Here is a 25,109-nt window from a genome sequence, read left to right as displayed (position 1 = left end):
GCCCCCCGGCCCCCCCCGTCCCCCCCCCCGGGCGGGGGGAACGCGTGGGCGGGGCGGGCTCAGGCGCGACGCGGCGGACCCGAAGGTCGGCGGCGGCGGTTCATCAGCCGGATCTTGCGGACGGTGGTGATGACGCCCGCGACCAGCGTCCCGCCGTACAGCCACCCGGCCTGCACGGCCAGCGCGGTGACCACGGCCATGACCTGCCCGCCGATGCCGCCCGCCCCGCCGGAGATCGGCACGACCCCGACGGCGTAGGCGATGGGCACGCTGATCGGTGCCGTGACCAGGTCGGCGCCCCGTACCCACAGCGCGGTCAACGCACTCACGGGCAGGAAGAGCAGACCGTAGACGACCGCCGAGCCGTCGAACAGCAGCCAGTCCAGCGATCCGATCACCAGCATCACGGCCGAGGCGAAGAGCCCCGCGCCGAGTCCGGTCAGCCGCGGGTTCGGAAACCTGCGCAGGGCCTGCACCACCGGCGGCACGGGACGGCCCGGCCGGGGTTCGGGCCGTTGTCCCGGGCGCCCGGGAGTTCCGGGGCCTGGGCGCCCCGACTTCCCCGGACGGGCCGTGACGCGGTACACCGCGGCGCCCTCGATGAGGGCGCCCTGCGGGGAAACGGGGGCCTGCGGCCGCGGCCGCCTCGACGGGGTGCCTGTCCTCTGCTGCTCCACGGGACCAACGTAGGTCGCAAAGTGCGATGAGTACGTCGTAGGACACGCCCTTTGGGTGACCTTGGTGGAGAGTTCGACGTAACGGACGCGTGACGGGCTCCGGCGCGGCGCCCGTAAACTGGGGGATCGGCCCACCCCGGGCCCGGCTCCGGCCGTCAGCCAGTGCCCGTTCCCAGCAGTCCCCACTCCAGGAAGTCGCCAACGTGTCGCTCACGATCGGAATCGTCGGTCTGCCGAATGTCGGCAAGTCGACCCTGTTCAACGCCCTGACCAAGAACGACGTGCTGGCGGCCAACTACCCGTTCGCCACCATCGAGCCGAACGTCGGCGTCGTCGGCGTGCCCGACGGGCGTCTGACGAAGCTCGCCGAGATCTTCAGCTCCCAGCGGATCCTCCCGGCGACCGTCGACTTCGTGGACATCGCCGGCATCGTCCGCGGCGCCAGCGAGGGCGAGGGGCTCGGCAACAAGTTCCTGGCCAACATCCGCGAGTCCGACGCGATCTGCCAGGTCATCCGGGCCTTCAAGGACGAGAACGTCGTGCACGTCGACGGGAAGGTCTCGCCGAAGGACGACATCGAGACGATCAACACGGAGCTGATCCTCGCGGACCTCCAGACCATCGAGAAGGTCCTGCCGCGGCTGACGAAGGAAGCCCGTATCAAGAAGGACGTGGCTCCGAAGGTCGCAGCGGTCGAGGCGGCCAAGGAAATCCTCGAGAAGGGCGACACCCTCTTCTCCCAGGGCATCGTCCAGGGGTCCGAGAACGCCGAGCTCCTGCACGACCTCCACCTGCTGACCACCAAGCCGTTCCTCTACGTCTTCAACGTCGACGAGGACGAGCTGACGGACGAGGCCTTCAAGGACGAGCAGCGGGCCCTGGTCGCCCCGGCCGAGGCGATCTTCCTGAACGCCAAGCTGGAGGCGGACCTGGCAGAGCTCGACGAGGAGGACGCGATGGAGCTCCTCCAGTCGGTCGGCGCCGAGGAGCCCGGCCTGGCGACCCTCGCCCGTGTCGGCTTCAACACGCTGGGCCTGCAGACCTACCTCACGGCGGGCCCGAAGGAGTCCCGCGCCTGGACGATCAAGAAGGGCGCGACGGCACCGGAGGCGGCGGGCGTGATCCACACCGACTTCCAGAAGGGCTTCATCAAGGCCGAGGTCATCTCCTTCGCCGACCTGGTGGACACCGGCTCGGTCGCCGACGCGCGGTCGGCGGGCAAGGCCCGCATGGAGGGCAAGGACTACGTGATGCAGGACGGCGACGTGGTGGAGTTCCGCTTCAACGTCTAATCCACTCGACGAAAGGCCGTCTGACCTGCTGCGGAGCGGGTTGGGCGGCCTTTGCGGTCCGCACAGAGTCCGCAGCGTGCTGACTTCGGTCAGCGCGCGGGGGAGCGGCTACGCCGCTTCGTCGACCTGTGGCCGGGCATCGGCGGACTGGTCCGCGTACGCCTTGTCGACAGCGGCCCGGGTTCGCTCCTCGGAGTCGGGCCACAGGTGGGTGTAGATGTTCAGCGTCATGGCCGCGTTGGTGTGGCCGAGGCGCTCGGAGACCGTCTTCACGGATTCGCCGTGCTTGATGAGCAAGCTGGCGTAGTGATGCCGCAGGGCGTGAGGTCCGGTGCCCTTCGCTATGCCGGCCTTCGCGCAGGCGGGCCGCCAGGAGGCGTCCATGAAGTGCGTGTAGACCACGGGCCCGCCTTGCGGCGCCGTGAAGATCCAGCCCTCGGGCCCATCGGCGGGGAAGTCCCGAAGATGGGCCTTCATCGCATCCACCGCCATGCGAGGGAGCGGGACCGTGCGGTGCGAGCGAGCGGTCTTGGGCGGGCAGACGTACACGCCGTGCTTGGCGGTCTGCTGGATCTGCTGCTCGACCGAGACGGTCGCGTGCAGCAGGTCCACGTGTTGGAGCTGGAGGCCGAAGAGCTCGCCGGGGCGGAGCCCGGTGGCCGCGCCGAGTAGCACGAGGCCCTTGTAGCGGGTGGGTATCTCCTCGGACAGCGTCCGCACCTGCTCGACGGCCAGGGGCACGATCTTCTTCCGTGGTACCGAGGGCAGTTTCGCCTCGGCGCACGGGTTGTGGGGGATCATCCGGTCACGGACAGCCGCCCGGAAGACGGCGTTGACAGTGTTGAAGACCGTCCGTGAGGTGCTGGCAGCCAGCCCGTGCGTGGTGGTCAGGTTGGTGACCCAGCTCTGTACGTCGCCGGGCTTGATGGCGCCGAGTGCCCGCTTCTCCCAGGCTGGGTAGACGTAGCAGCGCAGGTGCTGGGCCACCGCCTTGGCCGTGGAAGGCCGGTGCGGCTGGATGGCCCGCCATTCCTCCGCGTACTCCTTGAAGGGCTTCTTCGCAGACCGCGGATCGACGTACTGGCCGGTGACCAGGCTAGCCGTGACCTCGTCGATCCACCGCTGGGCGTCGATCTTGCGGTCGAAGTGCCGGGCGTGCTCCTTGCCGTCGAGGTCGCGGTAGCGAGCACGCCATTTGCCGTTGGGGCGCTTCTGGATGTTGGCCAAGTGGCCTCTCCTTCGTGTCGGTTGTCAGTAGTGGCCGCCGTCCTCGATGTCGCTGCTGAGCGTGCGAGCGTCGCGCTCGTCGCCCATGAGGCGGAGGCACTGCTCGTGGATCGCCCGCGAGCTGTCGGGGTGGGCCTTGATGTGGTCGGCGATGGCGACCACGGCTTGGTGGAGGCGGTCGCGCGCGTCGCGGGTCTCGTAGAACGCTTCGACGGCCTCTTGGACGAGTCGCCGGCTGGCGATGTCGAGCCCCTCCAGGGGCGGTGACATGAGCTCTTCGAGGGGGAGCTCGAAGACGCGGGTGAAGGCGAGGGCCTCGTCGAGATTGATGCGCCGACGAGGCGTGCCGTTCTCGATGCGCCAGACGGCAGTCTGGTTCATCTTGACGCCGGCTCTGGTCACCCGCTCCGCCAGCTCGGTCGTGCTCCACCCTCTGACCTCGCGCTCCAGCGCCACGCGCGCGGCCACGTTCCCCTCGCTGTAGAGCAGCGGCACCTCGCCGCCCTCGGGCCTGTCGCCTGCCATCGAACCTCCATCGTCACCGTCGCTATCCCAATTGAAACATGAGCTTCCCGATTTGGGTAACCGTCGATCCTGGGGTACAACTTTATGCAGATCGAATCGCCACCTAGCCGAATGGGAATGCATGCGATACCTGACCACCGCCGAGGTCGCCGAGCGCTACCGCACAGCCGAAAGCACCGTCCGCTACTGGCGCCACATCAAGAAGGGGCCGCTCGGCATCAAGGTCGGCAAGCGGGTGCTGTACCCCGAGGTCGAGCTGCTGCGCTACGAGCGCACGCTGATCGACGGCCGAGACGAGTGGGGCCTGGCCTCGTGAGCCGCCGGCAGCCCCGGACACAGCAACGGCCCCCGGCGCGCCAACGCCGAGGGCCGGAGATTCCCCTGCACGTCGCCCATCCCTGAACGAACGAACCGGTGAGGGGCGGGACCTTGCCCGTCCCGTCCCTCACCTGAGAGGAACGTCTATGGAGGACTCTACGTCCCCCGCCACCTCGAACGGATCCGAGGTTGTCTGGCCCGCTGCCGCGGTCCCTGGCCAGGGCATTCCCTGGCGCGACGGGGACCGAGGCGGGGACCGAACGGGGTCACGGACCCCTGCCGCACGCGCCAGCGGCGATGCTTCGACGGGTATTCCGGTCGGGGACCGAAGCACCCCCAGCGCGGAACATGTGCTGGTCAGTGCCTTGGGGACCGGTCCCGCGGGAGCGGAAGTCGGGGACCGGGCGGAGACTTTCGGTTCCCTGGTCCCCGAACCCGGTCCCCGAATCCCAGGCGAGCACGCCGTGCTCCGAGCCGATGGTGAGGGCCACGGTCCCCACGCATCTGCGGGGACCGTGGCCCCCGACGGCGGATCGGGGGCCGGGGACCGCGCCGGTGCGGGCGGCGAGACGGCCGACGAAGGAGCCGCGCTGCTGGATGACCTACGTGCGGCTATCGGTCGGTACGTGGTGCTGCCGAGCGACGAGGCTCTGATGGCGGTCACGTTGTGGGTGGCGGCCTCCCATATCCAGCCCGCCCTCCAGCACGCGCCACGGCTGGCGGTCGTGGGGCCGACCAAGGGATGCGGCAAGTCCCGCGTCCTGGATGTACTCCACGAGACCGTGCACCAGCCGATGATGACGGTGAACACCTCGCCGGCAGTGGTCTTCCGCGTCATTGGCAAGAACCCGCCGACGCTGCTGGTGGACGAGGCCGACACCATCTTCGGCCCCAAGGCCGGCGACAAGGAGGACCTGCGTGGTCTGCTGAACGCCGGGCACCAGCGCAACCGGCCCGCCTGGCGAATCTCCGGGCCGGAACACAAGCCGACGGCGTTTCCCACCTTCGCCATGGCTGCGCTCGCTGGGATCGGCGACCTGCCGGACACGATCATGGACCGGGCGGTCGTCATCCGCATGCAGAAGCGCAAGCCGGGCGAGCGGATCGCCCCGTTCCGCTCGCGATACTCGCTGCCCGAACTGCACGCGCTGCGGGACCGGCTGACCGCCTGGCTGGCCCCGCTGCGGAGCACCGCCGCGGGCTTGGTTCCGCAGATGCCGGTCGAGGACCGCGCCGCCGACACGTGGGAGCCGCTGGTGATCGTCGCCGACCTGGCTGGCGGGCACTGGCCCTCGCGGGCCCGTGCCGCCTGCCTGGCAATGACGCGCAACGAGGTGGTCCAGGACGAGCAGACGACGCTGAAGACGCGGCTGCTGCGCGACGTCCGCCGCGTGTTCGAGCAGGACGGCCACAAGGTGGCTCTGCGCAGCCAGGACCTGCTCGCTGCCCTCGTCCAGGACGCCGAGGGGCCGTGGGCCGAGTACGGCACCAAGGGCCTGAACGCCTACCACCTGGCCAACCTGCTACGGGACTTCGGCATCAGCCCGGCCAACCACCGCTTCGAAAACGGCAGGCAGGCCAAGGCGTACGCCCGTAACCAGTTCCTCGACGCCTGGGCTCGCTACTGCCCCGACCCCGCTCAACCGGCCCCCGCAGCCGACGAGGTCGCGCTCGCACGGCCAACCCACGGCAAGCCGCCCGCCCATCCGTCCGGGACGCTGCCCATCGGCCCGCCCGGCGGCCCTGCTGGCCCCAAGCCCACTCGCTGACACCAGCTGCGTATCAATCCGTCGCATCCGTCCCCGCGCAGGTCAGCGCGGGGACGGAGTTCCTTGCCGATACGGATCACTCCGTACCTGCGACCGTCTCCGTACCTGCTCTGACCAGCTACGGGACGGATGCAACGGACGTGACTAAGCCCCACCCCACACGACTACCGGAGCACCATGCCCGAAACGAGCACCGACAACGCCCCCACCCGCCGCCGCAAGGGGCTGTTCGGCCTGCCCCGCCGATCAGCAGCAAGCTGGAGCGAACGAGCCTCTAACGAGGCTTCGTCCGCGCTTGCCCCCGCCCCAGGGGTGGCGGAGGAGAAGGTCGAGCGCCAGGGGGCGCCCGAGTCGGAGGAGGGTATAGCCGAGACCAGCTGTCAGCCCGCAGCCGACTCCGTCGCCCCTCGCACTCAGCCGCCGGCCGATGTTCAATCGCTCGCCGAGCAGCCCTCCTGGCGGGATCCCGACGCCCCCGTCCTGCCCGCACTGATGAACCGCAAGCGCACCGTGGAGAAGCGCGACCAGGAGAAGACCATCCGCTTCACGCGGACCGCGGTCCGCGTGATCAGCGCCGCCGCCCACCAGCGCGGTCAGAAGTTCGCCGGATTCGTCGGCGACGCCGCGCTCGCCGTCGCCCTCGGCAAGGCGGGGCTGGTCGGCAGCCCGGAGGACGATCCTCTCCGCCCGCTGATCGAGGCCGTCGAGGCACACACGGTCGCGCTCAACCGCATCGGCAGCAACCTCAACCAGATCACCGCAGCTATCCACCGAGGAACAGTGCCCGAGCGTGCCGAGGCGGTGCTGGACCGCGTTGAGCAGGCGGCCGAGAACAGCTACCGACTGATCGACCAGCTCCTGGCGGAGGGCTCCGCGCATGGTTCCTGACATCTCCACCGGTTCCGACACCCGCGGGCTGATCGCCTACCTCTTCGGCCCCGGCCGACGCGACGAACACACCGACCCACACATCGTCGCCGCCTGGGACATGGCCGGCGCCCCCGACCCCGGCCGCAACCCGACAGCCACCTACACCCAGCTCGCCAAGCGCCTCGACCACCACGTCGACCTGCGCACCCGCGAGCTCGACGGCAAGAAGCCCGCGCAGCACGTCTGGCACTGCCCCGTCCGCACCGCACCCGGCGACCGCTACCTCACCGACACCGAGTGGGCCGAAGTCGCCCGCCGCATCGTCCACGCCACAGGCATCGCCCCCGAAGGCAACGAGAAGGCATGCCGGTGGATCGCCGTGCGCCACGCCGACGACCACATCCACCTCATGGCCACCACTGTCCGCGCCGACGGGCGCCGCCCGCGTACCCACCGCGATGGACAGCGGGCCCAAGCCGAATGCCGCAAGATCGAAGCCGAGTTCGGCCTGCGCCGCCTGAAGTCCGGCGACCTCACCGCACCCCGCACCCCCACCGGCGCCGAACGCGCCAAGGCCGAGCGCCAAGGCCAGACGATCACGGCACGGCACTGGCTGCGCGAGCAGGCGTACGCGGTCGCCGCCGCCGTACGAACCGAAGCCGACTACTTCACTGTGCTGCAGTCCCTCGGCATCAAGGTCAAAACGCGCCTCGGACCTGAGACAGGTGACGTGATCGGCTACAGCCTCGCCGCCCCCGGCGACACCAACGCGGCCGGCGAAGCCGTCTGGTACGGCGGCTCGAAACTCGCCCCCGACCTCTCCATCAACCGCCTACGCGAACGCCTCCCCGACCAGGAGATGGCCGACCGCCCCCGGTACGTGGCGGACCGCACCGACCCATGGCGGCACACCACCACCGTCATACACGCGCCACGCACCGTCCTCGACTCCGGTGACGATGCCGCCGCCCAGGGCCACCTGGCCGCCTTCGGCGACGCCCTATGTAGCATCGCCAGCGCCACGACCGGCCCACACCGGGCGGAACTACGAGCGGCGGCAGTGGCGTTCAACCGCGCCCGCCGCTCCGCCACCCGCGCCGACCACCAGGCCGCCACCGCCCTGCGCAAGGCCGCCAAGGAACTCGCCTACGCCTCCAACGAGCCGGGCGGGCTCGCCATCGCCCTGCTCTTCGCCACCGTGCACCTGGCCCGCGCCGCCGCCAAGTGGCACGAACAGCGCGGCCACGAGCAGCAGGCCGTCGCGGCCGAAGAAGCCTTCCGCCACCTCCAGGCAGGCTACCAACAGGCCGCCACACCCGTCCTGGCGGACTTGGCCCGCCGCGCACCACGAGCAGCGACCGCCCGCCGCTACGAGCATGACGTTCGCGCGGCCCTCCCCGCCCACGCCGACCGGATCCTCGCCGACCCCACTTGGACTGCCCTGACCACCACCCTCGCCCACGCCGAGACCGCCGGCCACAACCCCCGACGCCTCCTGGCCGAGGTAGGCACACAACGAGAGCTCGACAGCGCCGAGCACCCCGCCGAGGTCCTCAACTGGCGAATCACCGCTCAGCCGAACCGGCGGACGCAAGCGGCTTGGATGCGAAGCACCACCAGCGGCACCTCGGCCATGTCCGCCACGCCACACCCTCCGGCCACACCAGTGGCCATGAGGCCCGAAGAGCGCAGTCGACAACGCTGACCCTGGTCAGATGCCCCGCCACGCCTCGTGGCGGGGCATCGGGTCCGGCTCAACGGCAGAGCTCCATGATGGTGTCGTCGAAGTCAGGAAACTCCTGTGCGGCCTGCGCGATGATCGCCGCTGCCGACGCACGGCGGTCCGGAGCGAATTGCTCCGCGATAGCCGCCAGGTCGCGATTGACCCGGGGAACCCAATCCGGCTCGGGCTCATACGAGGTGCCTGCTTCCCACGGGCCGAAGCCGTCAGCCAGCAGCCACAGGAAGGCGCCCAGGTCGCGAGCGACAACGCCGGTCTCTCCTTCGGAGCCCAGAAAGACAACCGGCTGCTCGACCAGTTCCCGACCTGGACGAACCAGCCAGAACGCTGCGTTCCCGCCGGTGCCGTCCTGGCCGAATACACGGAAGTCGTCGCCGTTCAGTTCGCCGTTGCCTGTCCATGCGCGGAACCACTCGGTGGTCTCATCGGCACTCAGGAAGGACTTGTACGGTTCGAAGTCGACACCGTCCTTGCCAATGCACTCGAGCCGGACCGCCATGGCAGCGGCAAGCGCGGCGGGGAACTGGCGATCTCCGTTCGCGATCATGCGAAGAGAGTAGCGATCGGCTTGGGCTTGGCAGCACCGCCTGCTCCAGGATCGCCTCGGCCGAAACGAGGCTGAACGACAAGGTCAGCCATCGTCGTCCACGCCTCCTCGCAGTCCCCAATCGTCAAGGCCGGAGTAGATCACTGCGATGCGGCCCCTGGGGAAGTCGAACGCCGTGGCCTCCCCGCTATAGAGGGCTACCAGCGAGTCGGGCCCTCTCCACCAGGTGTCCGCCAGGCCCATCACCTCGCGCACCGACGCATATCCGCTCAGGTCGATGCCATCGACGTCATCGCCGACAAGCTTGGTGACCTGCCTTGCCCACATGGATGCGTGGTGAGCCAAGGCAAGCGACTCCACCCAGCCCTCGATGGTCGCGTGGAGGGGCGCCCATTCATCTCCCTGGATACCGAACTCACCAGACGGACTGATCATGAATGAGTAGGGGACTGCGGTCCGCTGCATCCCGGCTTCGAACCACCACCCTGCGGAGTCTGCTTCGGGCGAGTTCGGATCGAGGTACTTGGGGCCTCCGTCGTACCGCGGTGCGGGTGGCAAGAGCAGACCGCCCCATCGCTCTTGGTAGGCCGCCATGCGATCGATCACCGCTGCTGGGATGTCCCGCTCAAGCCACCACTGCCTGTGCCCCTCGACGGGGCGAACGTCGACCTTGACGCCATGCGCGGAGACAAAGGATCGCGCTCGTCGGGTCAGGCCGTCGGGCACATTGTTGATGAGGTGAAGATTCACGCGAGGGACGCTACCCAGTAGCTGTGGGGAGAGCATGCCCGGGCCAGCCTCCGTACCCAGAAGCGGCTCTCCCCAGGTCCACGGCCCTATTCCGCACGTCTGAATGTCCGAAGCTGCCGGTAGACGCCAGCGGACAAACCCCGCGCTCCTCGGCGGTCGCCCACCGCCACCTACCCGGCCGGGCACTGACACCAGCCGGTCTTCCGGTATCCGCACGCACTACAACATCGCAGTGCAATAGTTCTGTGACCTGATCAACACAGCCAAACCCGCCACACTTCGGAGCCGTCATGCGTAAGCCAGCCCTGTCCGCTGCCGCCCTCGTCATCGCCTTCGCGGCCACGACGGCATGCGGGTCGGGGAGCGATCAGAAGAACGACCAGCCAAAGAACACCACCACTGCAACCGCTGGCGTCCCGACCAAGCCGGCGGCGAAGGAGCTCACCGCCAGCGACGCCTTCAAGGCCCTTTCCGGCAAGGTCGCGTCCGCCAAGCTCTCGGGTGTTGTTACCGAGGACGACGACCCGAACCACCTCCTCGGCCGCCCTAACCAGTACACCAGCAAGGTCACGTTCACGGACTCCCGCATCAAGGTCGACGACGTCGCCGGCGCGGAGCCCGGCAGCGTCGGGCTCGGAGGAGCGATCGAGGTCTTCACAACCGCAGCCGACTCCCAGGCCCGCGCCGACTACATCCAGAACGTCACCAAGGGCATGCCCATGCTCGCCGAGTACGACTTTGTCAGCGGCACCGTACTCATCCGCGTCAGCCACTACCTCACCCCGACCCAGGCCGCCGACTACAAGGCCGCTGCCGCCGTCCTCGGGTAGGCGTCACCACGCCGGCGGACCTGTCAATCGCTCCCCTCTGGGCGGACGCTGCAGGGAGCCCGAACGGCTCGTCGACACGATGAAGGCCGGACCCGACGAGGCAATGGCCCACGAAGTCGCCGTCGGCTTCGATAGCTGATCACGGGAGCAGATACGCCGGGGCACTCTGGCATGGCGCTCCGGCCCCTCTACGCCCCGCCCCTGACTCCTCGGGCGGGGCGCTGCCGCACGGTCCTGTCAGGAGCGGCGCTGACCATCCACATGCCGGGCGAGCTCGTGTATCGCGAGCTTTGCCTGGAAGAGCTCCCGGCGCTGCTCATGCGTCAGGTGTGCAGGCAGAAGGTCAACCTGGTCCCAAGCTGCGCTTCTCAGCTGGCGAGCCAAGCCGAGCTGCCGGTGCCTCAGGGCAACCTTCAGGCCGAGGAGGCTCGCATCCAACTGCTTGAGGACGGTCCGCTGTTTCTTCGGCAACTTCTTCCGCGGCGTCGGCTGTGCCGCAGATCGCCGCTCTTCCCAGGCCGGGCCCCCTGTGAGCAGATGAACTCGAGGTCGACCCCTGTGCGTCATGAACTCTCCTCGCAGGCCATGCGGCATGTCCGAGGCCAGTGTCCCCCGTACCAGTCGTCAGGCGGCGCGGGCTGTGGGTAACTGCGAGACCCACGTCGTGAGCTCGGTCAGGTGCCCGGGCTGCAGCCCATGATTTGGGTCGGGCTGAACGAGAAGAGTTGGCGCTCCCTTGGCAGTGCGCTCCGCCGCCCATTCATGGTCGAGGCCGGTGAAGTCGTCGTCGATCCAGACGGCGGGGGCGTCGCCCAGCCAGGCGTCAACGTGGTCACGCTTCCACAGGTAGCCGTTGGGGTGGCTGGTGGTGATCTGCGGATGCGGGAGATCGACGTACGACAGGGTTGGAAGGCCGAGGAGCGGGCCGATGAGGGTGGGGGCGTCCTGCCGCCAGCTGGTGCACCAGACCGGGGTGACCAGGCCGGTGCGGATCACGTCCATGAGCATGGGGCCGTGGGCAGGGTCGAGCCAGACGGTGACCGGGTTGTCGGCGCTCCGGCCGGTGGGGACGACGTCGTGGCGGGCGTGGGTGGCCGGGGTCGAGCCGTCCGCGTTGGGGAAGGGTATGAGGACGCCGTCGATGTCGAGGAGCAGGTAGGGCGGGCGCATCAGTTCCTCCGGGGGAAGCCGGGGCGAATGGCTGGTCAGAGCTTGCGGGCGCGGATCAGCAGGGTGGTGGGCCAGTGGCCCATGCGGGGGTCGTTGAACTCCTGGGCCGAAGTGAGCCAGAAGCCCGCCCGGCTGAGGTGCCTCTCCCAACGGTCGGTGTCGAACTCCCATCGGGCGATGGGGAGCCGGGTTCGGTCGGGGAGGGTGACGTGGTCGCGGCGGGGTCGGTCGTCGCCGGAGGGGCTGCGGCCGCCGCGCTGCGGGTGGGGGACAGAGAAGGCCAGCACTCGTCCGGGCGTGAGGCGTTGGGCGATGGCCGGGAGGAGGAGCTCGGGGGCGACGAGGCCGATGGCTCCGAAGACGGAGTAGATCGCGTCGAACTGCTCGTCGGTGGCGTGCAGGTAGTGCAGGGCGTGGCCGGCGACGAAGGTGAGGTTGTTCAGCCGTCCGTAGTGGGAGCGGGCGCGGCGGACCTGGAGGCCGACCAGGTCGACACCGGTGACGCGGGCGCCGTGGCGGGTGGCGAGGTGGGCCGCGTTGTGGCCGGGGCCGCAGCCGAGTTCCAGGAGCCGCTTGCCGTGCAGGTCAGGCCCGAGGACGTCGGCGCCGGGTCCTTGGCCGGGTCTCGTGGTCCACTCCATCCGTGCGGGTACGGCAAGCGGTTCGGCAAGCCCAGCGTTGGTGCTCTGGAGGGCATGGGCGTGCCAGGGGGATGCCTGGGCGAGCACGTCAGATCTCCAGGAGGCGGAGGACGTCGGTGAGGTGGCGGCGGACGGCCTTGAGGTAGGCGGGGTCGGTGGCCGGGTCGTTGATCCAGCGGACGGCCTGCTCCATGAACCACTCGACGGCCCACATGCGGTGCCAGCCCAGGGCCCAGGTCTCGGCGGTGAGCCCGCCGCGTGGGGCGAGGGCGTCGGGAGTGCCGCCAGCGGTGACGTACTGCTCCAGGAAGACGCGCAGGCGCACGGGGTGCGGGGGCTCGATGGTGCCGTGCCAGCTGGCGAGGTCGAGCAGGCCGGGGCCGGTGAAGGCGCGGGCGAAGTCGAGGAGCCGCCAGCCGCGCTCGCCGATGTGGAGGCTGGTGGGGTGGAACTCGGAGTGCACCCAGCCGAATGGTTCCAGCGTTGCTCCGGCCGAGCGGGCTTCGGCGGCCTTGGCGATCCGGTCGAGTGCGTCCTCGACGTCGTCGGCGTCCTGCCACCGGTCGGCCTTGCGCAGCTGTTCGAGATGTTCCAGCGCCCGGGCCGGAAGTGCGCGCAGGCGCTCCTGGCCGAGGACGGGCAAGGGCGGAGCCGTACGGGTGCCGTGCAGGATCACGGCCGCGGCGACGCCGTCCAGGTCGTCGGCCTCGCGTACGGACGGTCCGAGGTCCTCCATGAGCATGCCGAGCCAGCCATCCAGGACGGCGGAGGCGTGGACCTGGGGGACGGGTACGCCGAGGGTGTGGGCCAGGCGGAGGGCCTGGTCCTCGCTGTCGAAGGGCTTCTTGGCGTACTTGAAGATCGCCGTGGTGCCGTCGGGGAAGGTGACGCGCTCGACGCCGGACATGGACCACACGCGTACCTCCTCCCGTACGGCGGTGGTCTGGCCGGTCGCGGTGAGCAGGTTGTCGAGGAGTTCGGCGCTGGGGTTCGCGGTCACGGGAGGGCTCCGGGGAGGGTGGTGGCGTCCGGGGCGGGCGAGGGATGCCAGCCCGCCCCGGAGCCTGATCGGGTGGGTTACGGGGCGGGGTTCACGCGGTGGGCGTAGACCTGCTCGATCCAGCCCGCCTTGAACGCGGCGAGGTCGTCGCGGAAGTTCGCCATCGAGGCACCGTAGGGCGCGACGACGCCGCCGGACTGGTCCGGCACGGACTGGCAGCCGTGCACGAGCCGGCCGCCGAGGGCGGCGTGGGCCTTGATGGAATCGATCCGGCGGTGCTCGTTGAACCAGCCGCCGTGGTAGACCTCGTCGAGCATCCCGCCCATCTCGTCGTCCAGGTCGAAGACGACGGACGTGGCGGCGGGGAAGAACCAGCACGGGCCGACGTTGGAGATGTGCCCGTCCAGCTCGACCTTGTTGAGCGCCATGAGCGTGGCCGCCTCGCGGAGCATCCGCAGGTGGTCGGCGGTGATCTGCGGCAGGCCGAGGCTGGCCAGGTGCTCCTCGCGGAAGAGGTACGCGTACACCTCGTACGCGGTGGCCAGGACGCGAGCCGCGTCGGAGGTCGCCTCGCTGTGCTGCTTGATGAAGTCGAGCGCGAGCTGCTCGACCGCGCTCTCGGCCGTCTCGTCCACGTCCAGGAGCAGGGACTTGACCAGCTCCCAGTCGGCGACGAGCCAGGTGTTCGACTCGAAGCGGAAGAAGTACTCGACCGGGTCGATGGTGATGCGTCGGCCGTCGACCTGGATGCCGGGCAGGCGGCTCCAGCGCGGGTCGAACGCCTCGGGCAGCTCGACCGTGATGGCCGTGGTGTCGATGGTGGTCACCGTGTCTCCGTCTCTGATAGGCCGGGTTCGGGCACAGGAATGCCCGAGCCTGGTGTGGGCGTACGGAACTTCGGGGTGCCGCCCGGACCCAAGGGGGAGCCTGGATCACGGTCGCGCCGTTCCGGGCGGCTGCTGATAAGTGAACCGGTGGTCACGCTCAGTGGGTACGGTGGAAGGCAGTTGAAGCGGTATACGCGGTTTACAGCCCCGGAGTGGAGGCGATCGTGGCGGCGCAGAGAGATCCCAACTCCCTTCTGCGCGACGTCATCGCGGCGGTCGACTGCACCTACGAGGTCCTCGCCAGAGACGTGCGGCGCATCGCGGCCGAGAACGGCGAGATCCTCCAGACCAACAAGTCGGCTATCTCGCACTGGGTTAACGGCACCCGTGCCCCGTCCGGCCGGGTAGGTCAGTACCTGGCCGAAGCGCTGTCCCGCAGAGCAGGGCGCACGGTCACCCAGACCGAGATCGGCCTCCAGACAGGTGATGCCGAAGAGCCGGCGGAATCCGACCCTGTCCTCGCGGTCACCGACCTTGGCCGTGCCGACGTCGAGCGCCGCCGCTTCCTCGCCATCGCGGCCTTCACCACCGCCGGCGTCGCCATGCCGCTCGGCTACGACCACGAAGCCACCACCCGCATGCTCCGCGCCCGCACCGGCACGTCCCTGGTCGGCGCGGAGGACGTGGACGTCGTGCGCCACATCACCGCGGCCTTCAGCGCCGCCGACGAGCGCCTCGGCGGCGGGCATGGACTGACCACCGTCACCGCGTACCTCGCCGACACAGCCGCCCCCATGCTGCGCGGACGCTTCCCCAGCGAAGCCTTACGCCGGGCCGCCTTCGGCGCCGTCGCCGAACTCGCCTACCTCGCTGGCTGGAAGCACCATGACCTCGGCCAGGAAGGCGCCGCCCAGCGCTACTACCAGGTCGGCTACAAACTCGCCTGCGAAGCCGACCCCCACGGCCACGCCGCCTGGATGATGCGCGCCCTCGCCCACCAGGCCCTGAGCCTCAAGCAGCCACACCACTGCGTCGACCTCGTAGAAGGCGCCCTCCGCACAGGTCTCGGCCACGTCGACGGCCAGACAGAAGCGCTCCTCCACATCACCCACGCCCGCGCCTACGCCGCCACCGACGAGAACGCGTCGGCCGCACGCGCTCTGCTCGCAGCCGAGGACGCCCTCCTACGAGACGATGGCCCCCAACCCACCTACTCCCGCGTCAGCGGCCCCGCTGCCGGCACCGTGGCCAGCCACACCGCCCGCACCCTGACCGACCTGGCCGACCACATCGGCACCGAGCAGCAGCACCGCGACGCCCTCACCCGCTGGGACCCCGACAAGTACAAGCGCGTCCACGCCCTCACCCACGCCGACCTCGGCGACAGCCTCGCCGCCCAGGCCCGCGCCGACGAAGCCGTCGCCGCCTGGACCCAAGCCCTGGTCCTGATGGAGGGCATGACCTCCGACCGCACCCGCAAGGCGATCACCTCAATCCGCTCCACTCTCGCGGTCTACCAGCGCCGCCGCGTTCCCGGTGCTGTCGATCTCGCACGCCGCGCCCGCGAGGCCCTCGCCTAACATGCCCAACAACCCGCCCGACGAAGGGAACACCGTGACCCAGCAGACCGACGACCAGCCGAAGGCCCTCAAGCCGGCGCTCGAATCGATGACCCTGCTGGTCGCCGCGGTCATCGTCCATGACAAGGCCACCAACCGCGTCGTCCTCCTCCAGCGCAGCGAGAACGCCAAGTTCGCCCAGGGAATGTGGGACCTCCCCGTCGGCAAAAGCGAACCGGGCGAACCGATCACGGAGACGGCGGTCCGCGAGCTCTACGAGGAGACCGGCCTCACGGTGAAGCCCGAGTCCCTCAAGGTCGCCCACATCATCCACGGTGCCTGGGGCGTCGAGGCCCCCAACGGCTTCCTCACGGTCGTCTTCGCCGCCCACGACTGGACCGGCGAGCCCGAGAACCGCGAACCGCGCAAGCACGCCCAGGTCCGCTGGGTCGACACCGACGCCATCCCTGAAGCCTTCGTTGACACCACCGCCAGTGCCCTCCACCACTACCTGAATGACGGCTCGGAGGTCTCGCTGGACGGCTGGTCGGCAGCGTGAGCATCACGCTGCTTCACCTCATACCCAAGGACCCGCACTTTTCGCCTGCACCGGCTGCGAGCGAGGCTGCGCAAGCCCGGCTACGACAACTGGTTCCTGAGGCGTTGGGCGGTTACGACGTCTGGGACATCCCCGGCACAGCCTTCATTGATCCCGGGGAGAACTGGTGTGGTGTCCGGTGCCCCGTATGCGGCTCCGACATCGAAGACTGGTGGGGCGACGCGATGGACATGGCAACCCTTCCGGACGGCCATTTCGACGCGCTTGCCGTGACGATGCCCTGTTGCTCTGCCCAGACGGACTTGAACGCCCTCGACTACGTTGAGGCTGCGGGTTTCGCCAGGTACAGCCTCGTCACCACAGACCCAGAATGCGAGCTGCCACTACCACGAGCCAGCATCCAGGCGTTGGAGGACCTCTTGGGCACGGACCTGCGACAGGTCATCGCCCGGTACTGACGTCAAGCGCTGGCTTCGCTATGCGGGGCTGCTCGGAAACAGACGCTCGTACGGCAGGTGATCGTCGTCCGGTACGCGAGGCACGTAGTCCGGGGCCGTGCGCGCGGCCACAGCCAGCAGGCGAGCGGCAAGCTAGACGTTGCGAAGCACAGTGCGCAATGTGGCAGGAAGGCTGTCTCGTTGGACGCCGCTCTTCTCGTGCTGGCGTGCTCGCCGGCCTGTCTCGTGGCGCACCTCGACGCTGTAGCGGCCGCGTGCGTCCTGCACCGCGCAGACCGAGACTGCCTTCGCCGTATTGGTGGCGCCCCCTTCAAAGCACTGGTCGTGACCGTCGTGGGGTGTGACGCGGCGCCAAGACCTGTGAGGGCGTGAACATTGAGCGAGTTGGTTTGCGAGAGCTTGCGCGCTGTTGGGACGAGCAACTGGATCGAGGGAGAGTCCTCGTTCAACAACACTGCCGAGGCCCTGGGAGACATGCGGGGCGACATCGCGCAGTTTGTCGAACTGGCGGTGGAGAATTCGCTCCCTGCGGGCGTTTAGTCCCAGGGGTTTCGGCCCGTTCGGGTACTGCCCCGACAGGAGGTAGAACATGGTGGCAGCCAGCGAGTAGACGTCTGAGGCCACTGAGCATTTGCCTGTACTCAGTACCTCCGGAGCTACGGTGGCGTATGTTCCGTTCGCGGCGGTATGGCCGTCGGCATCCATCCGCGCGGCAAAACCAAGATCTCCCAGCAGGACATTGTTGCCGGTGTCGACGAACGCATTGCCTGGTTTGACGTCGCGATGCAGTAGGCCGGCGGCGTGGACGCGTTCAAGTCCGTGCCCGAGTTGCTGACCCCAGCGCACCGCCTTAGCGATGTCGACGCCGAACGGTGCTGAAGCTGATTCAAGATCGCCGTCCATGACGGGCATCGTGATGTAGCGGATGTCGGTCCCGCTGGCGATGTCAGCGTTGTAGACGGGGAGGAGGTACTGGCTCTGCAGCTCCTTGAGCGCTTGGGCCTCGTCCCACGTGGCTGGCTGACCTGACTGCGGTTCGAAGAGCTTGAGTGCCACCTCTGTGCGCAGATGCTCGTCCTCGACCCGATAGACCTGGCCACCAGCTCCGCCCCCAAGGCGTTCCAACACCTTGTAGCGATCACTGATGCGGTTCCCGACCTGACGGTTGCCGACCTGGGCGATGACCGTTCCCGACATGCCCGTCACTCTATAGTGCTGTGCATGGAGGTACTCGGGATCAGTGTGGGCTTTCCAGCGGCAGGGCGAGGCCCTGTAGTTACCTGCGTTGTCCTAGGGGGGTCGCAGGGCGAGCCCCAGATTCAGGAGGCTTGTGAGCTTCGAACGGCGGCGTTGGAGGTCATCGACCAGGTTGAAGACCTGGGGCGCATGCTCAGCAGCAAGCTCTCGGCCTTGAATCCCAACGCCGTAGTGATCTGCGTCGCGGACGTTAGCCCGGCCGGGAACCGCAAGGCGGCACCCCGCCATCGCCTCATGATCGAAGGTGCTCTCGGGTACGTGTGCCGTGATCACAAGATCCAGCAGGTTGTGTACCGCAACGGCAAGGAAGTCGGCGAGGCGCTTGGCCTGAGCAAGGCGGAGGCGCTCGCACGTGGTAAGGCGCTGGACTCTAGGCGATCGGCGGCCGCTGCTGCGGCCCTCACGGCTTTGCCCGCTGCATCTACTACAGACCCGAATCTGTAGTAGAAGACGAGCGGGTCGGCGGTCGTTCTCCGAGGACGTCCAACGTATCTACGCCGCAGTCCTCGGCCTGGGCTGCAACCGCGGTCAGTTGATGGAGGACGACTGCATGGATACGTCGTGCTCCGTGGCTGCGGGCGTGGCGGGCAGCCTGTGCCACCGAAGTGCCGCTGGCAAGGTTGACGTCCACGATCAGTACGTTCTGTGAGGCTGCGGCTGTCTGCGAGGACAAGCTGACCAAGTCGCTGCACGAAGACAGGAGTGCGCCGACCAGGCGCTCGGCAACGGGGCTGGCGGCAAGGACCGCTTGGGCGCCGCACTGGCGCGCGACAGTGATCACTTGCTCGGTTGCGTCGCGTAGTGCGCCTGGATCGGTGAGGCGCTCGATGTTGTTGCGAGCCGTGTCCACCGCGTACAGCAGGTCGCTCATCGGTACACCCCCATAGGAACGCTGGTCTTCGGTATGTGCAGTCTTGATGGGCAACGGCGGCGTGCCAATACCGACGCTGATTCCGTTACCAACGACACTGCCTTCGGCCGCTGTGCGCGGCAAGCCGAACGGCAACCCATCACCCGTCCTGAGGCGTGTCACGTCTCCAGGGAGCGTGCCGCCGATAGCCGATCAAGCGAGTGGGCGCAGCATTCAGAGGACATGCAAGGCTAGCTACTCCAGGGGGTGGCACTCGTAGAAGGGCTCGGGCGCCATGAAGCTCAGGCCGTTCTCGTCGAGCGCGTTGAAGACGGTGACCCGGCCGTGTGGGAAGACGAACCCGATAGCCACCATCCCTTGCGCCGCATCGGTGCCGCGCCATTCCAGGAGCTCGATCCCCTGTAGCGCCTGGCCATGGAGCGAGGTCAGGGCCGGCACCGCATCGTGGTGCCAACGCAGGTCGAACCCAGGCCAACGGACGGACCCGTAGGGGGCGAGGGAGTTCCAGCCCACTGAGATGTCGTCGAACCTCTGATGCTGGATCTCGACCTGCTCTCCGTCGAAGTCGAGCAGAACGGGACCGTCGGCGAACCATGTGCCGTCCGCGATGTCCCAAAGCAGCCAGGCACGTGTCAGCGTCTTCCCAACCAGTGCGCGCAGGCGGTCGCCATGGGCGGCGGTGATCGCGGGACGGCCGCGAAGCCACTCGGGGGCGTAGGTCTCGAGGTCGAAATCGAGCATCCGAGCATTGTGCCGGGTGAGCGGCGGGGCGCGCAGTCCGCAGCCAGTCCGCAGGACACCCGTAAGTGGCCGTCGGGAGCCAACGCATGCCAACCGGGAAATCCCAGGTCAGGGCCCTAGACTGGGCTCCGCCGCAGGTCAGGATCGGGCTTCAGGTATTCCGCTTCAACGTCTGATGCTATGTCAATGCCTGGGCTCGACCCGCCTGTTGCTGGGTCGGGCACAGCTGTGTGTCCGCAGTGAGCCCTCGATCCCGCGATGCGGTGACAGCGTTTGGCCGGGCGGCATGGCGGCGACGCGGTCTCAGACCTTGACGACCTCCACGGAAGGGCCGCACAGGAGTGTCAGGTCCTCGGGGTCGGAGGTGAGGACGGTGACCGGCTGGGGCGCGCTGCGGGCGATGGCGGCGAGAACGGCATCGATGGCGTACTTGTGACCGTGAAGGTGATGGGTGCGAAGGAGGACGGCGGCCCGGTCGGTGATCTCCTTGGTGACGTCGTGAACGTCGACGCGGGAGAGGACCCACTTGATGCGGGCCGGGTGGATGCGCTCGTAGTCGGCCTCAAGCGTGGTCATGGCGCTGGTGGCGACGCGTACGCCCTCCTCCGACGCCGCCTGGACGAGGGCCACGACGGTGCGGTCCTTGCGGTAGAGCTTCGAGAGTCCTTCGCTGTCGAGCAGGAGGGTGGCGGGCATCAGGCGGCGGCCCCGCCGGCCTGCCGGTGGTCGTGGCGCAGCAGCGCCCGGGCGGCCTCGACCTCCTCGCGGGTGAGAGCTTCGTTGTCGGTCTCGAAGTCGGCGACGATCTCCCGCAGCTTGTCCATGGCGACCCTCTGTTCGAGGGCCTCGGCGACGTAGGCGGAGAAACCGCCGGGCCCGACATGGGCGCGTACGGCCTCGGCGAGATCCTCGGGCAGGCTGATCGAATACTTCCTGCTACCGCTCATGGTGCTGATCCTACCGGTAGTCGTAAGTCTGGGGGTGTGAATGACTGCCCCGAGTTTCGGTCCACCCGCAGGGAGCCGCGAACGCCTGTCGAGGCCCGGTGAGGGCGGTGGGAGGATGCGAGGAGGGTGAGAGAGGGGCGGGGAGCGTGGGGCGTGGCGAGCGGGACACGGTCGCGAGGGGAGCGCGACTGCATGAGGCGGCTCAGGCAGTGGTCGGTGACCACGGAAGGGCAGTGGAGGCCGTACGGGCGGCACTGAAGCCGATCCACGATGCGGCGGTGAAGCGGGAGCTCGACACCATTCCCGTCGCCCGGCTGCAGGACGTCACCGAAGGGCGGCTGCGGCTGGGGAGCGTCGAGAAGAGCGGACTGCGCACCCTGGGCAGTGTTCTCGAAGCGGGCCCCTACCGGTTGCGGCAGATTCCCGGTGTCGGGCAGCGCACCGTCGACCAGATGCTCGCCGCCGCCCGCAGGCTCTCCGAGGCTGTGTACGAGACCGTGGCCGTCCACATCGACGTGGACCAGCCGGAGCAGCGCACCACCGCGCTCGTCTTGGCCCTGCACGTCCTGGTGGAGGCCGGCCCGGACGCCCGGCGTGCGGTCGACAAGGCCACCGCCCTGGCGGAACGGCTCGGTCCGTTGCTGGCCGACGCGAGGCCCGCCGCCGGAAGGGTCAGGATGCTTCTGGCCGGCCGGGAGAAGAAGGCTCGCGCGTGGGCGGCAGTCGCCGAGATCCGGTCGCTGGTGGACGAGGCGGAGCGGGCCGGTCTGCCCGAGCTGCTCGCCCAGGCGTCCGTGGACCTGCTCCGGGGGCTCTCGTCCGACGTCGCGGCCTGGGTGGACTTCGAACTCCGCTCCGCGGAGTACTACAGCCTGCTCGCCGAGATCTCCGGGCGGTTGCCGGACGCGGCTGCCGCGGAGGGCTTTCTGCCGGACGAGATCGCGGAGCGGGTACGGACCCAGCACCTCGACGACACGCACCGGCGGGTCTCCCTGCGCGGTTACCAGGCGTTCGGCGCACGGTTCGCGCTTGCGCAGCGCAAGGTGATACTCGGCGACGAGATGGGCCTCGGGAAGACCATCCAGGCGATCGCCGTCCTCGCCCACCTGGCTGCCGAGGGACAGAGTCACTTCATGGTCGTCTGCCCGGCGAGCGTCCTCGTGAACTGGACTCGGGAGATCGAGGACCGCAGCGCCCTGTGCGTCATGGTGCTCCACGGTCCTGACCGGCACTACGCGTTCGCCGACTGGAAGGGGCGGGGCGGGGTGGGGGTGACCACGTTCGACGCACTGCGCGGATTTCCGGCGCCGGGCGGCGGGGAGGTCGGACTCCTCGTCGTCGACGAAGCGCACTCCGTGAAGAACCCGAAGACCAAGCGGTCTCAGTCGGTCGCCCTGTGGACGGAGCGTTGTGAGCGCAGCCTCTTCATGACCGGGACCCCGATGGAGAACCGGGTCGTGGAGTTCCGCAACTTGGTCCAGATGCTCGATGGCGACGTCGCGGACTCCCTCGGTGAACGGGACGCGTTGGCCGGATCGGTCGCCTTCCGCAAGGCTGTGGCCCCGGTCTACCTGCGGCGCAACCAGGAGGACGTGCTGACGGAACTCCCGAGCCTTCAACAGACCGACGAGTGGGAGGAGCTGAGCGCTTCGGACGAGGAGGCGTACCGCGACGCCGTGCGCGCGGGCAACTTCATGGCCATGCGCAGGGCCGCGTACATGCGCCCTGAGAAGTCGGCCAAGCTGGACCGGCTCCGGGAGATACTCCAGGAGGCCGGCGAGAACGGGCAGAAGACGGTGGTCTTCTCCAACTTCAAGGACGTACTGGGCGTGGTGAAGGAGGCCCTCGCGGCCGGAACCGCCAGGGCCACTCCGGTGTTCGGTCCGTTGACCGGCGGCGTCCCGGCCCAGCGTCGCCAGGAGATCGTCGACGACTTCGCCGGTGTCCAGGGCCCGGCTGTGCTCCTAGGGCAGATCCAGGCAGCGGGTGTCGGCCTCAACATGCAGGCCGCCTCCGTCGTCGTCATCTGCGAACCCCAGATCAAGCCGACCATCGAACATCAGGCGGTGGCCCGGGCCCACCGTATGGGCCAGGTCAGGCCGGTTCGCGTGCACCGTATCCTCGCCACCGGAGGCGTGGACGAACGCATGGTGAAGATGCTGGAGACCAAGACGCGCCTGTTCGATGCCTATGCCCGCCGCAGCGCCGTGGCCGAAGCCACCCCGGACGCGGTCGACGTGTCGGACACCGAGCTGGCACGTCGCATCGTCGAGGAGGAACAGGCACGTCTGGGTATGACGGACGAGAGGCCCCCGTCGTCCGAGTGAGGGTGTCCTCCGGTCCGCAGCCAGTCCGCAGGACACCCGTAAACGGCTGTCGGGAGCCAACGCGTGCCAACGACGAAATACCAGGTCAGGGGCGTGTGCGAGGCTCCGCCGCAGGTCAGGATCAGCGTTCAGACATTCCGCTTCAATGTGTGATGAGTTCGTTACTGTGCGCTAGGTAGTTCGTCAAGCAGACACTTCAGAAGGGGTTGAGCTCGGGCGAGCCCGGCCCCTTCTGTGTTCCCGTGCTGCCTTGGTGCTGACTTCTAGTTGCCCCGCGGCGGGGTGAGCTTGTCGAGATCCAGGCTGATCTCGAAAGGTACAGGGCGCTTCAGGGTGCCCCGGAAGATGCCAGCAGGCGCGTAGATGCCAGTCGGTTCGTCGAGTTCATAGACGTGGACGACGGGGAGGCCGCCCTCGTCCTCGATGCACCAGTAGTGCGGGATGCCGGCCTCTGCGTACTTGCGAAGCTTTACCGTGCGGTCCCGGTGGGCGGATTCGGGGGACACAACCTCGATGACAAGTCGTACCTCGTCCGGTGTGAACCAGGTGCGATCGCCGTCGTAGTCGGCCGTCGTCACCAGCAGATCCGGTTCAGGTCGGTTGCGCTGGTCGAGCCTTATGGTCATCTCGCGGCCGACCCTGACATCGGCGGGCGTTTGCTCCATGAGGGCGACGGTGAGCATCGTGACGAGGTGGCCGTGCCACCACCGCTGGGGCGACATCATGAAGACGAGGGCTCCGTCGATCAGCTCGGTGTGGCGGGGCGCCTCGGGGAGGCGGTCCAGGTCCTCCGCGAACCAGCCCTCCGCGCGCGGCGGGCGCATCCAGTCGGGCAGTGCGGTCATGGCATCACCGTAGCGATTCGGATAGGTCAGGGCCATGAGATCACCGACGGATCACCCTCCCAATCGTCCTTGTCCGCATCCCCTGTCCGTGAATCCCCCGTGCTGGTTCTGTGCTGACTTGGATCGAACAGAAGCGCGTTTCCGAGGTGAGAGCGTTGTGGTGGACGTTCCGCTTCAACGTGTAGCGGCTGGCCTATCACCATGTCCCTGATCTGGTAAAAGTACAGGTCAGAAAGGGTCTGGCCCTTCGGAGCCGGGCCCTTGGTTTTCTCCCGTGCTGGGATGGCGCCTGGGATGGGCGTAGGGCGCGCATGCTGGGTTTCGGATGTTGCACTGCCCGGTGTGGGAGCGAGCGGGAGAGGCTCCATGTGTACCCCTTCTTCACCACTCTGAGGCTCCACGCAGGTCCGCGCGTAGCACTTTTCCTACTTGTTTGACACACTCGGGTTATGGGTGAGACGGCGTACAGCATCGGGGAAGGGCCAGCGACACGGGTGAGCTTGTCGCTGCCGGAGGGGACCGCGGAGGCGATCCGGGCGAGGGTCGGCAAGCGGGAGTTCTCCGCGTTCATCGCTGAGGCGGTCGAGCGTGAGCTGCGAGGGCAGGTCCTCGATGAGTATTTGGCGGACTACGAGAGCCGCAAGGGGCCGGTCTCCGAACAGGCTCGTCAGCGGGCGCGGCAGGTCTTCGACGAGGTGTTCGCCGAGGAGGGCGAGTGGCCCGCCGCAAGCTGAGTCACGAGGGGACGCTGGTCCTCGACAGCGAAGGTCTCTCGAAGATGCTCGCCGATGACGAGCAGGTGGTGGCTCTGGTCGCCGAGGCGCGCTCGCGCGGTATGGAGGTCGCGATCAGTGCGCTCACCATCATCGAGGCCGTTCACGCTCGTACGAACGAGTCCCGTCTGAACTGGGTGCTCTCCGGGCTGCGCGTGGTGCCGGTGGGCGACGAGGAGGCGAGGGCGGCTTCGAAGTTGCTGATGGATGCTGGTTTGCACGGGCATAAGTACGCGATCGATGCGGCGGTCGCCGAGGCCGCGCTGCGACAGCACCGACCTGTGGTCATGTTGACCTCCGATATCGACGACATGGTCAAGCTCTGCGGCGATCGGGTCCGGCTCGTGGCGGTCTGATTTCTGCGGTCGGGAGTGGTCCAGGGGGGTTGTTGGGCGGCTCTTGCCCCAGACGTCTGGCGCACTGTTATTCAAGCCGTACCAGGCCATTCTGGTAGGTGATGACGACGAGTTCTTCGGCGATCTCGCAGATGGGTGGCCTCCGGTGAGAGGAGGGCCCTGCCTGCGGCCGTTCGTGCGGATACTCGCGACAGTGCGTCGGTGATCGGACTCTGCATAGGTGACGGGGCCC

28 protein-coding genes are annotated in these 25,109 nt (G+C 68.4%); 13 read left to right on the top strand and 15 right to left on the bottom strand.

Annotated elements, in window-relative coordinates:
* Positions 1 to 59: 59 nt before the first annotated feature.
* Positions 60 to 479 (bottom strand): DUF6542 domain-containing protein, encoded by a 420-nt coding sequence (locus tag ACFXOM_RS01380; RefSeq protein ID WP_384932760.1) that lies wholly within the window; start codon positions 477 to 479, stop codon positions 60 to 62.
* A 401-nt stretch (positions 480 to 880) separates the two neighbouring features.
* Here ACFXOM_RS01380 and ychF point away from each other — a divergent pair, with 401 nt between their 5' ends.
* Positions 881 to 1,969, top strand: coding sequence for a redox-regulated ATPase YchF (gene ychF / locus ACFXOM_RS01375; RefSeq protein ID WP_384932757.1), 1,089 nt, complete (start codon positions 881 to 883; stop codon positions 1,967 to 1,969).
* A gap of 108 nt (positions 1,970 to 2,077) precedes the next feature.
* Here the strand turns inward: ychF and ACFXOM_RS01370 are convergent, their stop codons facing one another.
* Together ACFXOM_RS01370 and ACFXOM_RS01365 are read right to left on the bottom strand one after the other, a co-directional pair.
* Positions 2,078 to 3,196, bottom strand: coding sequence for a tyrosine-type recombinase/integrase (locus tag ACFXOM_RS01370; protein WP_384947854.1), 1,119 nt, complete (start codon positions 3,194 to 3,196; stop codon positions 2,078 to 2,080).
* Positions 3,197 to 3,220: 24 nt separating this feature from the next.
* Complete coding sequence (locus tag ACFXOM_RS01365; protein WP_384932751.1) at positions 3,221 to 3,721, bottom strand: helix-turn-helix transcriptional regulator; 501 nt, start codon at positions 3,719 to 3,721, stop codon at positions 3,221 to 3,223.
* A gap of 121 nt (positions 3,722 to 3,842) precedes the next feature.
* On the opposite strand from ACFXOM_RS01365, the gene ACFXOM_RS01360 reads away from it, so the two are divergent.
* From ACFXOM_RS01360 to ACFXOM_RS01345, 4 genes are all read left to right on the top strand, one after another.
* A complete protein-coding gene (locus ACFXOM_RS01360; protein ID WP_384932748.1) occupies positions 3,843 to 4,037 on the top strand; it encodes a helix-turn-helix domain-containing protein in 195 nt (64 codons plus the stop codon).
* A gap of 517 nt (positions 4,038 to 4,554) precedes the next feature.
* The gene (locus ACFXOM_RS01355) at positions 4,555 to 5,808 is read left to right on the top strand and encodes a DUF3631 domain-containing protein (RefSeq protein ID WP_384932745.1); all 1,254 of its coding nucleotides are present in this window, start codon (positions 4,555 to 4,557) and stop codon (positions 5,806 to 5,808) included.
* 312 nt (positions 5,809 to 6,120) lie between these two features.
* On the top strand, positions 6,121 to 6,696 hold the full coding sequence (locus ACFXOM_RS01350; protein WP_384933152.1) for a hypothetical protein: 576 nt from the start codon (positions 6,121 to 6,123) through the stop codon (positions 6,694 to 6,696).
* Positions 6,686 to 8,383 carry a relaxase/mobilization nuclease domain-containing protein gene (locus tag ACFXOM_RS01345; protein WP_384932742.1) on the top strand — a complete coding sequence of 566 codons (1,698 nt, stop codon included), beginning with the start codon at positions 6,686 to 6,688 and terminating at the stop codon, positions 8,381 to 8,383. Before ACFXOM_RS01350 ends, ACFXOM_RS01345 begins: the two co-directional genes overlap by 11 nt.
* A gap of 49 nt (positions 8,384 to 8,432) precedes the next feature.
* Here the strand turns inward: ACFXOM_RS01345 and ACFXOM_RS01340 are convergent, their stop codons facing one another.
* Both ACFXOM_RS01340 and ACFXOM_RS01335 read right to left on the bottom strand, forming a co-directional pair.
* Entirely contained in the window at positions 8,433 to 8,966 is a 534-nt protein-coding gene (locus ACFXOM_RS01340) for an SMI1/KNR4 family protein (protein WP_384932738.1), read from the bottom strand.
* Positions 8,967 to 9,050: 84 nt separating this feature from the next.
* Positions 9,051 to 9,716 carry a hypothetical protein gene (locus ACFXOM_RS01335; RefSeq protein ID WP_384932737.1) on the bottom strand — a complete coding sequence of 222 codons (666 nt, stop codon included), beginning with the start codon at positions 9,714 to 9,716 and terminating at the stop codon, positions 9,051 to 9,053.
* A gap of 290 nt (positions 9,717 to 10,006) precedes the next feature.
* Here ACFXOM_RS01335 and ACFXOM_RS01330 point away from each other — a divergent pair, with 290 nt between their 5' ends.
* Positions 10,007 to 10,546 (top strand): hypothetical protein, encoded by a 540-nt coding sequence (locus ACFXOM_RS01330; protein ID WP_384932734.1) that lies wholly within the window; start codon positions 10,007 to 10,009, stop codon positions 10,544 to 10,546.
* 624 nt (positions 10,547 to 11,170) lie between these two features.
* Here the strand turns inward: ACFXOM_RS01330 and ACFXOM_RS01325 are convergent.
* The 4 genes from ACFXOM_RS01325 to ACFXOM_RS01310 form a co-directional block, all read right to left on the bottom strand.
* Positions 11,171 to 11,716: an HAD domain-containing protein gene (locus ACFXOM_RS01325; RefSeq protein WP_384932731.1), complete on the bottom strand. Its 546-nt coding sequence runs from the start codon at positions 11,714 to 11,716 to the stop codon at positions 11,171 to 11,173.
* Between the two features lie 35 nt (positions 11,717 to 11,751).
* Entirely contained in the window at positions 11,752 to 12,444 is a 693-nt protein-coding gene (locus ACFXOM_RS01320; RefSeq protein ID WP_384932729.1) for a class I SAM-dependent methyltransferase, read from the bottom strand.
* Between the two features lies 1 nt (position 12,445).
* Entirely contained in the window at positions 12,446 to 13,357 is a 912-nt protein-coding gene (locus ACFXOM_RS01315) for a phosphotransferase family protein (protein WP_384932726.1), read from the bottom strand.
* 77 nt (positions 13,358 to 13,434) lie between these two features.
* Positions 13,435 to 14,184: a hypothetical protein gene (locus ACFXOM_RS01310; protein ID WP_384932724.1), complete on the bottom strand. Its 750-nt coding sequence runs from the start codon at positions 14,182 to 14,184 to the stop codon at positions 13,435 to 13,437.
* A gap of 224 nt (positions 14,185 to 14,408) precedes the next feature.
* Here ACFXOM_RS01310 and ACFXOM_RS01305 point away from each other — a divergent pair, with 224 nt between their 5' ends.
* Genes ACFXOM_RS01305 through ACFXOM_RS01295 form a run of 3 tightly spaced genes read left to right on the top strand, consistent with a single transcriptional unit; the run spans position 14,409 to position 16,760 of the window.
* The gene (locus tag ACFXOM_RS01305; protein WP_384932721.1) at positions 14,409 to 15,764 is read left to right on the top strand and encodes a tetratricopeptide repeat protein; all 1,356 of its coding nucleotides are present in this window, start codon (positions 14,409 to 14,411) and stop codon (positions 15,762 to 15,764) included.
* Between the two features lies 1 nt (position 15,765).
* Positions 15,766 to 16,302 (top strand): NUDIX domain-containing protein, encoded by a 537-nt coding sequence (locus tag ACFXOM_RS01300; RefSeq protein ID WP_181802336.1) that lies wholly within the window; start codon positions 15,766 to 15,768, stop codon positions 16,300 to 16,302.
* Positions 16,299 to 16,760 (top strand): hypothetical protein, encoded by a 462-nt coding sequence (locus ACFXOM_RS01295; RefSeq protein WP_384932718.1) that lies wholly within the window; start codon positions 16,299 to 16,301, stop codon positions 16,758 to 16,760. The genes ACFXOM_RS01300 and ACFXOM_RS01295 overlap by 4 nt, the downstream gene beginning before the upstream one ends.
* 132 nt (positions 16,761 to 16,892) lie before the next feature.
* Here the strand turns inward: ACFXOM_RS01295 and ACFXOM_RS01290 are convergent, their stop codons facing one another.
* Entirely contained in the window at positions 16,893 to 17,957 is a 1,065-nt protein-coding gene (locus tag ACFXOM_RS01290) for a serine/threonine-protein kinase (RefSeq protein ID WP_384932716.1), read from the bottom strand.
* 153 nt (positions 17,958 to 18,110) lie between these two features.
* Between ACFXOM_RS01290 and ACFXOM_RS01285 the strand changes: the two genes are divergently transcribed.
* Complete coding sequence (locus ACFXOM_RS01285) at positions 18,111 to 18,461, top strand: hypothetical protein (protein ID WP_384932714.1); 351 nt, start codon at positions 18,111 to 18,113, stop codon at positions 18,459 to 18,461.
* Here ACFXOM_RS01285 and ACFXOM_RS01280 read toward each other — a convergent pair.
* The 4 genes from ACFXOM_RS01280 to ACFXOM_RS01265 all read right to left on the bottom strand — a co-directional run bounded on the left by ACFXOM_RS01280 (position 18,442) and on the right by ACFXOM_RS01265 (position 20,576).
* On the bottom strand, positions 18,442 to 19,050 hold the full coding sequence (locus ACFXOM_RS01280; RefSeq protein ID WP_384932711.1) for a phosphoribosyltransferase: 609 nt from the start codon (positions 19,048 to 19,050) through the stop codon (positions 18,442 to 18,444). The two genes, ACFXOM_RS01285 and ACFXOM_RS01280, sit on opposite strands and share 20 nt — an antisense overlap.
* A gap of 72 nt (positions 19,051 to 19,122) precedes the next feature.
* Positions 19,123 to 19,629, bottom strand: coding sequence for a hypothetical protein (locus tag ACFXOM_RS01275; RefSeq protein WP_384932708.1), 507 nt, complete (start codon positions 19,627 to 19,629; stop codon positions 19,123 to 19,125).
* A 303-nt stretch (positions 19,630 to 19,932) separates the two neighbouring features.
* On the bottom strand, positions 19,933 to 20,325 hold the full coding sequence (locus tag ACFXOM_RS01270; protein WP_384932705.1) for a type II toxin-antitoxin system VapC family toxin: 393 nt from the start codon (positions 20,323 to 20,325) through the stop codon (positions 19,933 to 19,935).
* Positions 20,325 to 20,576, bottom strand: a complete 252-nt coding sequence (locus ACFXOM_RS01265) for a hypothetical protein (RefSeq protein ID WP_018845686.1) — start codon at positions 20,574 to 20,576, stop codon at positions 20,325 to 20,327. Before ACFXOM_RS01265 ends, ACFXOM_RS01270 begins: the two co-directional genes overlap by 1 nt.
* 146 nt (positions 20,577 to 20,722) lie before the next feature.
* On the opposite strand from ACFXOM_RS01265, the gene ACFXOM_RS01260 reads away from it, so the two are divergent.
* Positions 20,723 to 22,903: a DEAD/DEAH box helicase gene (locus ACFXOM_RS01260; protein WP_385036710.1), complete on the top strand. Its 2,181-nt coding sequence runs from the start codon at positions 20,723 to 20,725 to the stop codon at positions 22,901 to 22,903.
* Positions 22,904 to 23,166: 263 nt separating this feature from the next.
* On the opposite strand, the gene ACFXOM_RS01255 is transcribed toward ACFXOM_RS01260, so the two are convergent.
* Complete coding sequence (locus tag ACFXOM_RS01255) at positions 23,167 to 23,748, bottom strand: Uma2 family endonuclease (RefSeq protein ID WP_384932699.1); 582 nt, start codon at positions 23,746 to 23,748, stop codon at positions 23,167 to 23,169.
* A gap of 449 nt (positions 23,749 to 24,197) precedes the next feature.
* Here ACFXOM_RS01255 and ACFXOM_RS01250 point away from each other — a divergent pair, with 449 nt between their 5' ends.
* Together ACFXOM_RS01250 and ACFXOM_RS01245 are read left to right on the top strand one after the other, a co-directional pair.
* A complete protein-coding gene (locus ACFXOM_RS01250) occupies positions 24,198 to 24,482 on the top strand; it encodes a hypothetical protein (RefSeq protein WP_384932697.1) in 285 nt (94 codons plus the stop codon).
* Positions 24,464 to 24,877 carry a DNA-binding protein gene (locus ACFXOM_RS01245; protein ID WP_384932694.1) on the top strand — a complete coding sequence of 138 codons (414 nt, stop codon included), beginning with the start codon at positions 24,464 to 24,466 and terminating at the stop codon, positions 24,875 to 24,877. Before ACFXOM_RS01250 ends, ACFXOM_RS01245 begins: the two co-directional genes overlap by 19 nt.
* The last annotated feature ends 232 nt before the right edge of the window (positions 24,878 to 25,109 follow it).

Source organism: Streptomyces sp. NPDC059169 (assembly GCF_042755225.1).
Lineage (GTDB): Bacteria > Actinomycetota > Actinomycetes > Streptomycetales > Streptomycetaceae > Streptomyces.
This window is presented reverse-complemented; position numbering and strand designations above follow the sequence as displayed.

Coding starts and splice junctions, on each gene's coding strand:
- ACFXOM_RS01365 (WP_384932751.1), bottom strand. CDS start 3,721: ATGGCAGGCGACAGGCCCGAGGGCGGCGAGGTGCCGCTGCTCTACAGC.
- ACFXOM_RS01360 (WP_384932748.1), top strand. CDS start 3,843: ATGCGATACCTGACCACCGCCGAGGTCGCCGAGCGCTACCGCACAGCC.
- ACFXOM_RS01345 (WP_384932742.1), top strand. CDS start 6,686: ATGGTTCCTGACATCTCCACCGGTTCCGACACCCGCGGGCTGATCGCC.
- ACFXOM_RS01340 (WP_384932738.1), bottom strand. CDS start 8,966: ATGATCGCGAACGGAGATCGCCAGTTCCCCGCCGCGCTTGCCGCTGCC.
- ACFXOM_RS01330 (WP_384932734.1), top strand. CDS start 10,007: ATGCGTAAGCCAGCCCTGTCCGCTGCCGCCCTCGTCATCGCCTTCGCG.
- ACFXOM_RS01325 (WP_384932731.1), bottom strand. CDS start 11,716: ATGCGCCCGCCCTACCTGCTCCTCGACATCGACGGCGTCCTCATACCC.
- ACFXOM_RS01300 (WP_181802336.1), top strand. CDS start 15,766: ATGCCCAACAACCCGCCCGACGAAGGGAACACCGTGACCCAGCAGACC.
- ACFXOM_RS01290 (WP_384932716.1), bottom strand. CDS start 17,957: ATGTCGGGAACGGTCATCGCCCAGGTCGGCAACCGTCAGGTCGGGAAC.
- ACFXOM_RS01275 (WP_384932708.1), bottom strand. CDS start 19,629: ATGCTCGATTTCGACCTCGAGACCTACGCCCCCGAGTGGCTTCGCGGC.
- ACFXOM_RS01270 (WP_384932705.1), bottom strand. CDS start 20,325: ATGCCCGCCACCCTCCTGCTCGACAGCGAAGGACTCTCGAAGCTCTAC.
- ACFXOM_RS01265 (WP_018845686.1), bottom strand. CDS start 20,576: ATGAGCGGTAGCAGGAAGTATTCGATCAGCCTGCCCGAGGATCTCGCC.
- ACFXOM_RS01255 (WP_384932699.1), bottom strand. CDS start 23,748: ATGACCGCACTGCCCGACTGGATGCGCCCGCCGCGCGCGGAGGGCTGG.
- ACFXOM_RS01250 (WP_384932697.1), top strand. CDS start 24,198: ATGGGTGAGACGGCGTACAGCATCGGGGAAGGGCCAGCGACACGGGTG.